This window comes from Butyrivibrio sp. XPD2002 (genome assembly GCF_000423945.1).
Classification (GTDB): domain Bacteria; phylum Bacillota; class Clostridia; order Lachnospirales; family Lachnospiraceae; genus Butyrivibrio.
Map to the genome: position 1 here is coordinate 142,987 of NZ_AUIY01000005.1, position 12,468 is coordinate 155,454.

Below are 12,468 nucleotides of genomic sequence, written 5' to 3' on the forward strand. Positions count from 1 at the left end.
AAGGAGTTTTTTATGATTACACTCATTTTCTTATAAGCTCATCTAATGTTAAAATTTCAAAACCATCGGCCTTCCCTTTGAGCTTTATAGAATTCCCAAGAGAAGTCACCTTTGCTCTATCACCAAGAATATCCGCAACCGCCCTTGAAATAAGAATTTTGCCACCAGGTGCATTTGCTTCAAGCCTTGCTGAAGTATTTACTGTATCTCCAATGGCTGTATAATCCATTCTTCGAGGCGCTCCAATATTACCAACAACTGCAGGCCCCCAATTAACTCCTATGCCAAAAGAAACTGTTCTTCCATACTTTTCCAAAAGCTGCTCTCCAAGAGCCTTTGAGCCCTCTACCATATCCATGGCCGCACAGCAGGCAAGATACACTGGATCTTCTTGGGAAAGAGGCGCATTCCAAAATGCCATTGTACAATCTCCCACAAACTTATCCAGTGTACCATGATTTTTCATAATACACTCTGTAGTCAGAGTCAAATATGAATTTATTATCTCCACAACAGTAGGAGGATCCAAGCTCTCACTCATTGTGGTAAAACCTCGGATATCCACAAAAAGAACAGCTATATCATGCATCTTCCCACCGAGTTCAAGAGCAGATGTTCCTTGCTCCAAAAGTTGTTTCATTATCACAGGATCCACATAATGGCCGAACGTATCAGCAACTTTTCTTTTCTCATTACTTGTCTTTATATAATTAATCGCAATGGATACCACAAACAGTATGCTTACAAAAAGAGGTATCCAAAGAACATGAAGCACTATACCGCCTGTATGGTACAGCAAGTATGCTAACAAGATAGTCCCCAAACAAACGATTATTTCTCCGACTACAGAATGCAATACTTTCCTATCATAGAAGAAAATAAACATAACGAAAGTAATAAAAAATAACAATACCAGTTGAAGGGCTTTCGATGCCTCTATCGGATAAAAACCGTTTCGAAAAGCTTCAACCAGATTTGCATGAATCTCTATCCCATATGTCGGAGCAGCATGGTCAATCGAAGTCCGGTATTCATCCTGAAGCCCTGCTGCATATGGTCCAATAAGCACAATTTTTCCTGCAAAAAAGTCCGGATCAACTTCACCATAATAGATATCCGAGGCTGAAATAAAATCATAGTAAGCACCACCTTTTCCAGTGAACGGTATATAAAAAAAACCTTTTATTGTCGGTGGTTCCGGATTTACCGCAATACCTTTTACTTCACAATACTTCTCATAAATAGTTCTCGAAAAAGACTTTACCGTCCCTTTTCCAGGTACATCTATAGCTAGGAGTGCATGCCTTATTATCCCATCCGAGTCCGCCATTGTATTTATATGTCCAGTATTGGTAACCTTAGCAAGCTCTGGAAATGGTTCATCATAAGCCAGTACTTTTCTTTTTTCAACATAAAAATTGTCACCAATTTCAACAATTCCTGAGCCATAGGTAGCCGCTGATGCTGTAACAACATTCTCCCCAAAATCAGCAACATTCGCAAGATAACTATCATTTTCAGGACTCGCACTCTCGCCCACATAAAGAACATCTACTGCTATAACTGCCGGTTTCTCCTCTCCACTATTTAAAATGGAAATTACATCTGCCATAATATCTCTTGACCAAGGCAAAGGTCCTATCTCTTGAAGAGCCTTCTGATCAATGCCAACAACAACTATTTCTCCATCTGTAGCCTTCTGCTTTTGATATACTGCATCAGACACAACTCCATCCGCATAGTTCAGTAAACCGGAGTTTGCCATAAACACAAAAAGTACAGCGACAGTCATTGCCGCTATACTTATTATGATTTTTTTCTTGCTTTTTAAACATTTCATATATATTAACCCAATATGATTTTTTCACCAGCCCTAGCAAATCTAATATTCTTATCCTGCGTTTTCCTTTCAAGGTTATGAATAGCCTTATCATCTCTAAAGGGATCATGATGTATAAAAAGTGTCTGCTTTACACCTGCTAAACCTGATAGTTTCGAAGCCATTTCAGGCGTAGAATGTCCATACCCTATTCTTTTGTCATATTCTTCCCTGGTATACTGAGCATCACAAAGTAGCAAATCTGCTCCCTTTGCAAATTCTACAATCTTATTGTCAGGCTCCTCAGACAGCTCACAGTCTGTCAGGTATACAAGCTTTTTCTCCCTATATGAAATTGATAAACCGAGATTACCTCCCGGATGGCTGACTTTTATTCCGTCAACAGTAATATCACCGCCCTGATCTTTTATTATCAATGGCAATTCCAAATCCACATATTTAAAATCCGAAGGATATTCCGCTATAGTCAATGGCCAATATGGCGGAGAGTATGCCTTTTCTATCTGAAGATCAATTGATTTACCCCTTTTCTTTTTTCCATAAAGTGTTATAGTTCTATTCTTCTTTGATAGTTCAGAGAAAAAGGGAAGTCCAATAATATGATCAAGATGAGGATGCGACAATAAAACATAAATGTTTTCCTTATCATCCAGATTAGGGGCATTGATTATGCCTGTACCAGCATCTAAAAATATTACCTGATCTCCTGCTTCTACCATATAGCAGGACGTAGCGCCACCATATTCGTTATATTCACTACCACTTACCGGAATTGAACCACGTGCTCCAAGAATGGTAAGCGTAAACTGCGCATTAATCATTTTATTACTGAGCCTCATAATTCGTTAATGTTGATATGCGGATGCTGACGGACTTTCTATTTTATCCTTTTTGTCGTCATCTTTTTTTTCATCGTCCTTATTGCCATCATCTTTATTTCCGTCGTCCTTATTTCCCTCGTCCTTTTTATTATCTTCCTTCTTTTTCTTATTCTTCTTATTCTTCTTTTTTGACTTCTTTGAAGAATCAGATGATGAATTATTATTCCCATTAGTTTGTGAATCACCCGGATTACTATTATTTTCCTGATCATTACCATTTGAAGGTGATTCACTAGGCTGGTCATATGCTATGGGAAGCTGATATATACGATTATCTAAATTATTGCCAGGATTGCTGTTAGGCTTTTTGTTTGATTTACCGTTAGTTTTTGCCAACCTGCTTCCTGCTTTACCTTGATCTTTTTTTAACCTTGCGGTTACAGTCTCATAAGACAATTTTCTAAAATCAAGACCGCTTTGTTGAAAAATTTTTTCTGTTAACTCCTTATCATTATATAATTCAAGTAGTGCAAAGCCTTTTAGATCACTTATGCTGACTTCACTTGTTTCAACCCTCAATCCCGATGAATAAAAGTCTGCTGCCTGCCCTGCTATTAACATTACAGTTTTCTCTTCACCTGTAGCTATGTTTTTAATTGAACACTGAAGGCTTCCTTCCAAAAGGCATACCTTCGTATGCTCTGCATCAATATCTTCTATCTGGGCACATGTACCTCTAATCCCCATTGTCATGGAGGATGTTTTTATATTAAATTCTTCATCGTCAGTCAAAGGTTCTGAAACATTAAAAAACAAATTTCCGGAATCAAGTAAAGCTTCGTATTTTGTCCCAGTCTTTCGTACTTCCAATGAACTTTCTGCATCAAGCTTAACTGCCTTTGTGTCGTCAAGACTTATATATGCATAACTCTTTTTCTTTGTGATAATCTGGTTTCCGTCGTTTAATCTCATTTTCTCCATTACAGAGATTGCTTTTCCTTTATCGTCCGATACTCCAACAGTCCCCTCGTATTTTTCCATCCTCATTATATTTGCAGCATCAGTTTTCACCTCAGCAGCGTTAACATCTACTTTTGCATACGAAATAAATACAAAAAGCACAAGGGCAATCAAAATGAATCGCCTGCCTGCGCTAATAAAACAAATATCATGGTATGATTTTTCTCCCCTCATAACAATACCTTTCTCAAAAAAATCTATTTATATTGTAGTCTTCATTTAGAATCTACTTATTTTCAGCAAAAGCCTGCTCCACATTCTCAAGAGCCTTCCTAAGAAACTTACTTGCATCTTCTCTTGAACAACCATTTTCAATTTTCTCAATAGTCTGTTCTACTGAAGCTCTAAGCCCCGAATTGGCTTTTGTTGTCACTCTCAACCTATCGCTTGTATGTTGCATAATTTGGACAACTCTGGAAGGTTTAGCTTTAAAATAAAGACTGAGAGTCTCCCATGTTATCACAGCAAGAACTGTAAACTCAGATAAAGATACTGCTGTTGCCGAACGGGGAAGGCCTTCAACCATTCCCATTTCGCCAAATACTCTGCCAGCGCCAATTTCTGCAATCTTCTTTTGCTTATCAGTTCCGTAGTTCAGGAAAATACCAACCTTTCCCTTCTGTACATCATACATACAGCAGCTGTCATCGCCTTCATTGAAAACTACCTGCCCATCTTCATATCCTTTAAGGTTTGTTATAACGGTATGTTTATCAGTCATAAGTACTCCCATCGCACAATCTCAGTTGAATAGAAAATACTGTAATTCTTTTAATTCTATACATAAATGATACAACTATTGCGAATAATTGATTATTAAATTTACATAAAATCGTTGACCTATCTCTTTATTAAATAAAACAAAAACCTCAAATGGTTATTTTAAGCCATTTGAGGTTTCTGTATTTGTATGCCTTTTACAAAATGCATCAGACAAACTGATTAGCGTCAGAGCTGTAGTTATATCCTATGCCTTCAAGTTTGGCAATAATTGAGCTTATTTCTTCTTCACCAAGAGATAATCCTTCAGCCAAGTCTTCAAGACTATTATAATTATCTCTTAACTGTGTATTAATATAACTCAACAGTATCACCGGATCCTTTGGTATCATCATTCTCCTTTCACCGCATGGGCAACCAGCGCATCACCTTCCACATCGATCTCGATAGTGTCGTGAGGCATAACCTTATCCTCCAGGATAAGCTTTGCTGAAAGTGTCTCAACATGCTTCTGCACAAATCTCTTAACGGGTCTTGCACCATAGTTGGCATCGTATGCGTTATCTGCTACAAACTGCTCTGCAGCAGGAGTCAGCCTGATGCTTATCTCTCTGTCTGATAATCTTCTGTTAAGATCATCCACGATAAGCTTAACTATGCCACTGACATTATCCTTTGTCAAAGGCTTGAACAGAATCATCTCGTCAAGTCTGTTCAGGAACTCAGGTCTAAAGCGGGCGTGAAGCTCATTCATGGTCAGTTCCTCAGCTTCCTTGCTGATGGTTCCATCCTCCTCGATTCCATCAAGAAGATATGGTGCACCTATATTAGAGGTCATGATAAGAATAGTGTTCTTAAAGTCCACTGTTCTTCCCTGAGAATCGGTAACACGGCCATCATCCAGAATCTGAAGAAGAACGTTGAACACATCGGGATGTGCCTTTTCCACTTCATCAAAAAGTACAACCGCATAGGGCTTTCTTCTTACAGCCTCTGTCAGCTGACCACCCTCCTCGTATCCTACATATCCGGGCGGTGCTCCGATCAGTCTGGACACGCTGAACTTCTCCATGTATTCACTCATGTCGATTCTGACTATATTATTTTCATCATCAAAAAGTGATGCCGCAAGGCTCTTGGCAAGCTCTGTCTTACCTACACCTGTAGGTCCAAGGAACATGAATGAACCGATAGGCTTTCCGGGATCCTTTATACCTGCCTTGGATCTCATGATTGCCTCTGAAACCTTGGTAACCGCTTCGTCCTGTCCGATGACTCTCTTGTGAAGCTCATCCTCAAGGTGAAGTGTTTTATTCCTCTCACTCTCAGTAAGCTTTGCTACAGGAATACCTGTCCATCTGGAGATAATCCTTGCTATCTCTTCATCGGATACTCTCTCATGAACAAGGGACATATCCTTTGAGCCTACCTTCTGCTCCTCTTCGTCCAGCTGTTTTTTCAGTTCGGGAATCCTGCCATACTGAAGCTCACTTGCCTTCTCAAAATCGCCTCTTCTTTGGGCAATCTGAAGCTCGTTGCTGGCGTTCTCTATCTCTTCACGGATAACAGCGAGTCTGTCCACCGCTTCCTTTTCATTGGTCCACTGAGCCTTCTGGTTATCAAAATCAGCCTTAAGCTCAGCCAGCTCCTTCTGAAGGTTTTCAAGCCGCTCTTTACTTAAGGAATCATCTTCCTTTTTAAGGGCCGTTTCCTCAATCTGCATCTGCATGATCTTTCTATTCATCTCATCAAGCTCAGCAGGCATTGAATCCATCTCGGTTTTAATAAGGGCACAGGCTTCATCCACAAGGTCTATTGCCTTATCGGGAAGGAATCTGTCTGAAATATATCTGTTACTTAAGGTTGCAGCGCTGACAAGAGCTGAGTCCATAATTTTCACACCATGATAAACCTCATAGCGTTCCTTAAGACCTCTAAGGATACTGATGGTATCTTCAACAGTAGGCTCTGAAACCATAACCGGCTGGAAACGTCTCTCAAGTGCCGCATCCTTCTCGATATATTGTCTGTACTCATTAAGCGTGGTAGCACCGATACAGTGGAGCTCTCCTCTTGCAAGCATGGGCTTTAGCATATTACCTGCATCCAGCGCGCCGTCTGTTTTGCCGGCACCCACAATGGTATGAAGCTCATCTATAAAAAGAATTATCTCTCCGTCAGATTCCTTCACATCCTGAAGGACAGCCTTAAGTCTCTCCTCAAATTCGCCTCTGTACTTGGCACCTGCCACAAGGGAGCCCATATCAAGTGAAAAGATCTTCTTGTCTTTTAAGTTCTCAGGCACGTCACCCTCTGCAATTCTCTGGGCAAGAGCCTCTACAACCGCAGTCTTACCTACACCGGGTTCACCAATCAGAACCGGATTATTCTTGGTCTTTCTGGACAGAATTCTTACTACATTTCTAATCTCAGCATCTCTGCCAATTACAGGCTCAAGCTTCTGTGCCTTAGCCTTTGCCACAAGCTCTGTGCCGTATTTCTCAAGGGTGTCGTAGGTCGCCTCTGGGTTATCGGAGGTCACCTTCTGGTTGCCCCTTACCTCTGACAGGGCCTGAAGGAATCTGTTCCTGTCTATACCAAAAGCCTGGAATATATTTATCATCTCGCGGTTCGGATAATGAAGCATAGCGAGGAAAATGTGCTCAACAGACACATACTCATCTCCCATTGCCTTCATCTCATCCTCGCTCTTAAGAAGCACTTTGTTAAGGTCAGCGCCCACATAGGGACTTCCGCCCTGGACCTTGGTTCTCTTCTTTAAAGCCTCATCAACTCTGTTTAAAAATACAGTATTATCAATTCCCATCTTCTCAATAAGCTTGGGAACTATACTATCCTGTATTGTCAGAAGGCTGTATAAGAGGTGCTCCTGCTCTATCTCCTGGTTGCCATAATCAAGAGCCACCTTCTCCATGTTCTGAACTGCTTCAATTGATTTTTGTGTGAATCTATCTATCTTCATAACAGTTACCTCACTAAAAAACGTTTCGGCCGCTTACAATAATCTTTGTTCTACAACTGTTATAACACGATTATTAGCACTCGTCAATAGTGAGTGCTAATTCTTTTTTCGAAATAAAAATGCCGCAGAAATATCGCATTCTACGGCACTATCACTATCAGTCTATTTCTTTACCCTCAACATCGATAATTTCTTTGTCGACTATTTTTCTCTGGCTCTCCTGATCAAAAGAACCGGCAGGTGCTTCTTCCACATCCACCACGGTAGCCTCTCCATCAACGATATTTTTCTGAGCCATCTTATCAACCTTATGTATCCTTGATACGATCCACAGATTGGAAATACCATTATAGGCAAGTGCAGCACCGATTATCTGTACAATATACTTCATGGTTGTAACAGGATTCAGCACCAGGTAAAGTCCGCCTGCCACAGTAAGTACAGCAAGAATAAGTGCGATCCACCAGTTTCCATACTTACTTCTTCCAAGGCTCAGGGTCTCTCCAAGATTCATTAGACCCGAAAAGAGCATTATCACACCTGCAATAACAGGAATAATGGATTCAAAAAAATGCGGATTGAGAAGTATCCATACACCAAGCACAGCTATAACCAGGCCAAATCCAATAGAGCTGTTCCTCGCGATAAGTCCCTGATTCTTGGAAAACAGGCTGGTCAAAATGGATATAACTCCCGCAGCAAGTACCACGCCACCGATCACCTTGGTAAGCAGATTAAGTGTAGTCCCCGGCAAAAATATCAGCAGAGCACCAACCGCTATAAGTATCAGGGCATCCACCAGAAAATTAGTTTTTAACTTCACAAAGAATTTCATACCAAGCACCTCAAATATAATTATTCTTCAGTCTCTTCTCCTGTAGCACACTCCTCAAGAAGCTTATCCATAAGCTCATATATCTCTTCCCTTCCTGCCTTACTCTGCGCAGAAAAAGGAAGTACCAGACCATCCTCAGGCATTCCCAGTGTGTCCTTGATCATCTGAATATGCTTCTCATGCTGACTGGGCTTAATCTTATCTGATTTAGTAGCAATAATGATGGGATTAACCCCCTGAGAAACTATCCAGTCATACATCATCCTGTCATTGGCAGAAGGCTCATGCCTTATGTCTATGAGTAGGAAAACCTGCTTTAGCATCACTGACTTATTGAGATAATTCTCAATCATCTTACCCCACTGTTTCTTTACTGATTCAGGAACCTTGGCAAAACCGTATCCCGGAAGATCCACCAGATAAAACTCATTATTTATATTGTAATAGTTGATAGTCTGAGTTTTACCGGGCTCCTGACTGACACGAGCATAATGCTTGCGGTTCATTAAGCCGTTTATCAATGAGGATTTTCCCACATTACTTTTTCCTGCAAAAGCAAACTCCGGCTTATCATTCTGGGGGAGCTTACTTGTAATTCCTATTACTGTTTCTAAATTTACTTTCTTAATTACCATAAAAACCTCGCTAAGTGATTTAAAAGGCAGGGATGAAGCTCATCTCTGCCTTATTATTTCAGCCATTATTTATTTAGCAGGCTTAAGTCTCTTAGCCTCATCCTTGTAAACAATCAGAGGACTTGAAGAACCACTTACTGCTTCCTCAGTAACAACACACTCTGAAATGTTGTCATCTGAAGGAATCTCATACATAACATCCATCATAGCCTTTTCCATGATAGACCTTAAGCCTCTTGCTCCTGTCTTTCTCTCATGAGCCATCTCTGCGATCTTATCGATTGCATCATCCTCGAATGAAAGCTTAACGTCATCAAAGTCAAACAGTTTCTGATACTGCTTAACAAGAGCATTCTTGGGCTCTGTAAGGATTCTGACGAGAGCGTCCTTGTTCAGCCCTTCAAGAGTTACACAGATTGGAACACGACCTACAAACTCAGGGATAAGTCCGAACTTGGTGAGATCCTGAGGTGTAACCTCTTTTAATACTTCACCGATCTCACGCTCGCTCTTATCAGCTATCTCAGCGTTAAAACCGATTGAGTTGCGATCAAGTCTCGCCTCTACAATCTTATCAAGGCCATCAAAAGCACCACCACAGATGAACAGAATATTGGATGTATCTATCTGGATAAGCTCCTGATGAGGATGCTTACGTCCGCCCTGCGGAGGAACGCTTGCTGTAGTACCCTCGATTATCTTAAGAAGTGCCTGCTGAACACCTTCGCCTGATACATCACGGGTGATTGAAACGTTCTCGCTCTTCTTGGTTATCTTATCAATCTCATCGATGTAAACGATGCCGTACTGTGCACGCTCAACATCATAATCAGCTGCCTGAATAAGCTTTAAGAGAATGTTCTCAACATCCTCGCCGACATATCCGGCCTCTGTAAGGGTTGTCGCATCAGCAATTGCAAAGGGAACATTTATGATCTTCGCAAGTGTCTGAGCCAGGTAAGTCTTACCGGAACCTGTAGGACCAACCATTATGATGTTACTCTTCTGAAGCTCAACCTCGTCGTCGTTATTATGAGCCTTAGGCGCCATAACACGCTTATAGTGATTGTAAACAGCCACAGAGAGAACCTTCTTAGCTTCATCCTGTCCGATTACATAATCGTCAAGGAAATTCTTGATCTCAACAGGCTTCAAAAGATTGATATCCCTGTCGTCGTGCGCTATCGGCTCATCCTCGAACTCTTCCTCGATGATATCAGCACAGATATCAACGCACTCGTCACAGATATAAACACCTGCGGGACCGGCAATCAGCTTTTTAACCTGATTCTGTGTCTTGTTACAAAATGAGCAACGAATTTCACCGTTGTTTTTTCCTGCCATAATTTATTTTCCTTTTAAAAATCTTATAATAAAAAATTATTTATCCTTATTTTCTTCCTTAGGTCTTGACTCGATAACAGAATCAATAAGACCGTACTCTAAAGCTTCCTGAGCTGTCATCCAGTTATCACGCTCTGTGTCAGCTGCGATCTGAGCATAGTCCTTACCTGTGTTCTCTGATAAGAGTGTATTCAGTTTTTCTTTTGTACGAATGATGTGCTTAGCTGCGATCTCAATCTCAGTAGCCTGACCCTGAGTTCCGCCAAGGGGCTGGTGAATCATGATCTCAGCATTGGGAAGTGCCATACGCTTACCCTTTGCACCACCAGCAAGAAGGAATGCACCCATACTTGCTGCCATACCGATACAGATTGTGCTTACATCGCATTTGATGTAATGCATGGTATCATAAATAGCCATACCGGAAGTAATCTCTCCACCGGGGCTGTTGATATACATGTGGATATCCTTGCTGGGATCCTCTGCCTCAAGGAAAAGGAGCTGTGCAACTACAACGCTTGCAGAAACAGAATTGACCTCCTCACCAAGGAATACAATACGTTCCTTTAAAAGTCTTGAATAAATATCGTATGAGCGCTCTCCGCGGCTCGTCTGCTCTATGACATAAGGTATTAAACTCATATGATTCGCTTCCTCTCTGTTATATTTAGTATATAATACCAAATCATTATACCCCATTTTATTGAATATGCGCAACTATGCGAAAAAACCCTCCCGTTTCCGGGAGGGCTGCTATATTACTCTTCTGTCTTCTTTGTTGTCTTACGTGTGCGCTTCGGCTTCTCCTCAGCTGCATCATCGTCCTTCTTAGCTGCAGTCTTGCGTGTGCGCTTCGGCTTCTCCTCAGCTGCATCATCGTCCTTCTTAGCTGCTGCCTTTCTTGTTGTCTTCTTAGCGCCAACTTCCTTAACGTTCTCTACAAGGAAAGCTGCTGCCTTCTGAACAAGGAGGTCCTCCTTAAGGCTCTTGATCTCACGGTCGCCCATAAGCTCCTTAACCTTCTCAACTTCCATGTTGTACTGCTTAGCCATCTTCTCGAGCTCTTCCTGGATCTCGTTCTCAGCGATCTCGAACTTCTCAGCTGCTGCAACTGCCTCAAGAACAAGTCTTGACTGGATACGCTCTACAGCCTGAGGCTTAACCTGCTCTAAGAGCTGCTCAGCTGTGTTGCCTGTGTACTGCATGTACTGCTGCATGTTCATGCCCTGATACTGAAGTCTCTGAGCGAAATCGTTAACGATCTGACGCTGCTGTGTCTCAACCATCTTCTCAGGAAGCTCCATCTCAGAATCTTCGATAACAGCCTTAACTGCTGCATCCTCACGCTTAGCCTTAGCCTCAGCCTCTTTACGCTCTGTAAGCTTCTTCTTTACATCTTCTTTATACTCAGCAACTGTCTCGAAATCTGAAACATCGCTTGCAAACTCATCATTGAGCTCAGGAAGCTCTCTTGTCTTGATAGCCTTAACTGTGCACTTGAATGTAGCATCCTTACCAGCAAGATCCTCTGAATGATACTCCTCAGGGAATGTTACGTTAACTTCACCCTCTTTGCCGATCTCGAAGCCTACAAGCTGCTCCTCGAATCCAGGGATGAATGAACCTGAACCGATTGTAAGAGGATAATCTGTGCCCTTACCACCTTCGAAAGCAACACCGTCAACAAATCCCTCGAAATCAAGAGTTACGATATCGCCATCCTCAACCTTACGATCTGTAACGTCGATTGTTCTGGCGTTTCTGTTACGCTCCTGGTCGATCTCAGCGTTGATCTCGTCCTCAGTTACGTCAAGATCCATCTTCTCAACCTCAACGCCCTTGTACTTACCAAGCTTAACCTCGGGCTTAAGAGCTACAGTTGCTGTAAAGATGAAAGGCTTACCAGCCTCGATCTGTGATACTTCGATATCAGGGTTAGAAACAACGTCCTCACCGCACTCCTCAACAGCCTTGGGATACTCCTCGTTGATAACTTCGTTAGCAGCATCCTCGAAGAATACTTCCTTACCGTACATACGCTCGATCATATGACGGGGAGCCTTACCCTTACGGAATCCAGGGATCTGGATCTTATTCTTCTGCTTGTTGTAAACCTTGTCGATTGCCTTGTCAAAAGACTCAGCTGCTACTTCGATTGTAAGCTTAGCCATGCTCTTCTCGAGCTTTTCTACTGATACGCTCATTGAAATGTTTCCTCCTATGAATACATATGAAATAAATCTTTACACAGTTTTGTGTTATTTATCTAT

General features: G+C 41.6%; 11 protein-coding genes. All 11 read right to left on the reverse strand.

What is annotated here, in order from left to right:
• Positions 1–22 precede the first annotated feature (22 nt).
• The 11 genes from G587_RS21420 to tig all read right to left on the reverse strand — a co-directional run bounded on the left by G587_RS21420 (position 23) and on the right by tig (position 12,402).
• Positions 23–1,840 (reverse strand): CHASE2 domain-containing protein, encoded by a 1,818-nt coding sequence (locus tag G587_RS21420; protein ID WP_051200735.1) that lies wholly within the window; start codon positions 1,838–1,840, stop codon positions 23–25.
• A gap of 5 nt (positions 1,841–1,845) precedes the next feature.
• The gene (locus tag G587_RS0104735) at positions 1,846–2,679 is read right to left on the reverse strand and encodes an MBL fold metallo-hydrolase (protein ID WP_081673449.1); all 834 of its coding nucleotides are present in this window, start codon (positions 2,677–2,679) and stop codon (positions 1,846–1,848) included.
• 6 nt (positions 2,680–2,685) lie between these two features.
• Positions 2,686–3,855 (reverse strand): FecR family protein, encoded by a 1,170-nt coding sequence (locus G587_RS0104740; RefSeq protein ID WP_081679337.1) that lies wholly within the window; start codon positions 3,853–3,855, stop codon positions 2,686–2,688.
• A 52-nt stretch (positions 3,856–3,907) separates the two neighbouring features.
• Positions 3,908–4,402, reverse strand: a complete 495-nt coding sequence (locus G587_RS21425) for a cyclic nucleotide-binding domain-containing protein (protein ID WP_196812511.1) — start codon at positions 4,400–4,402, stop codon at positions 3,908–3,910.
• A gap of 208 nt (positions 4,403–4,610) precedes the next feature.
• Entirely contained in the window at positions 4,611–4,793 is a 183-nt protein-coding gene (locus tag G587_RS0104750; protein WP_026491308.1) for a DUF4250 domain-containing protein, read from the reverse strand.
• A complete protein-coding gene (clpB, locus tag G587_RS0104755; protein WP_026491309.1) occupies positions 4,793–7,384 on the reverse strand; it encodes an ATP-dependent chaperone ClpB in 2,592 nt (863 codons plus the stop codon). The genes G587_RS0104750 and clpB overlap by 1 nt, the downstream gene beginning before the upstream one ends.
• A gap of 157 nt (positions 7,385–7,541) precedes the next feature.
• A complete protein-coding gene (locus G587_RS0104760) occupies positions 7,542–8,219 on the reverse strand; it encodes an HdeD family acid-resistance protein (protein WP_026491310.1) in 678 nt (225 codons plus the stop codon).
• A gap of 20 nt (positions 8,220–8,239) precedes the next feature.
• Positions 8,240–8,854, reverse strand: coding sequence for a ribosome biogenesis GTP-binding protein YihA/YsxC (gene yihA / locus G587_RS0104765; protein ID WP_026491311.1), 615 nt, complete (start codon positions 8,852–8,854; stop codon positions 8,240–8,242).
• 69 nt (positions 8,855–8,923) lie between these two features.
• Complete coding sequence (clpX, locus tag G587_RS0104770) at positions 8,924–10,198, reverse strand: ATP-dependent Clp protease ATP-binding subunit ClpX (protein ID WP_026491312.1); 1,275 nt, start codon at positions 10,196–10,198, stop codon at positions 8,924–8,926.
• Positions 10,199–10,234: 36 nt separating this feature from the next.
• Positions 10,235–10,897: an ATP-dependent Clp endopeptidase proteolytic subunit ClpP gene (gene clpP, locus G587_RS0104775; protein ID WP_081679338.1), complete on the reverse strand. Its 663-nt coding sequence runs from the start codon at positions 10,895–10,897 to the stop codon at positions 10,235–10,237.
• Positions 10,898–10,956: 59 nt separating this feature from the next.
• A complete protein-coding gene (gene tig / locus G587_RS0104780; protein WP_026491314.1) occupies positions 10,957–12,402 on the reverse strand; it encodes a trigger factor in 1,446 nt (481 codons plus the stop codon).
• Positions 12,403–12,468 lie beyond the last annotated feature (66 nt).

Coding starts and splice junctions, on each gene's coding strand:
- clpB (WP_026491309.1), bottom strand. CDS start 7,384: ATGAAGATAGATAGATTCACACAAAAATCAATTGAAGCAGTTCAGAAC.
- G587_RS0104750 (WP_026491308.1), bottom strand. CDS start 4,793: ATGATACCAAAGGATCCGGTGATACTGTTGAGTTATATTAATACACAG.
- G587_RS21420 (WP_051200735.1), bottom strand. CDS start 1,840: ATGAAATGTTTAAAAAGCAAGAAAAAAATCATAATAAGTATAGCGGCA.
- G587_RS21425 (WP_196812511.1), bottom strand. CDS start 4,402: ATGACTGATAAACATACCGTTATAACAAACCTTAAAGGATATGAAGAT.
- yihA (WP_026491311.1), bottom strand. CDS start 8,854: ATGGTAATTAAGAAAGTAAATTTAGAAACAGTAATAGGAATTACAAGT.
- clpP (WP_081679338.1), bottom strand. CDS start 10,897: ATGGGGTATAATGATTTGGTATTATATACTAAATATAACAGAGAGGAA.
- clpX (WP_026491312.1), bottom strand. CDS start 10,198: ATGGCAGGAAAAAACAACGGTGAAATTCGTTGCTCATTTTGTAACAAG.
- G587_RS0104735 (WP_081673449.1), bottom strand. CDS start 2,679: ATGAGGCTCAGTAATAAAATGATTAATGCGCAGTTTACGCTTACCATT.
- G587_RS0104760 (WP_026491310.1), bottom strand. CDS start 8,219: ATGAAATTCTTTGTGAAGTTAAAAACTAATTTTCTGGTGGATGCCCTG.
- tig (WP_026491314.1), bottom strand. CDS start 12,402: ATGAGCGTATCAGTAGAAAAGCTCGAGAAGAGCATGGCTAAGCTTACA.
- G587_RS0104740 (WP_081679337.1), bottom strand. CDS start 3,855: ATGAGGGGAGAAAAATCATACCATGATATTTGTTTTATTAGCGCAGGC.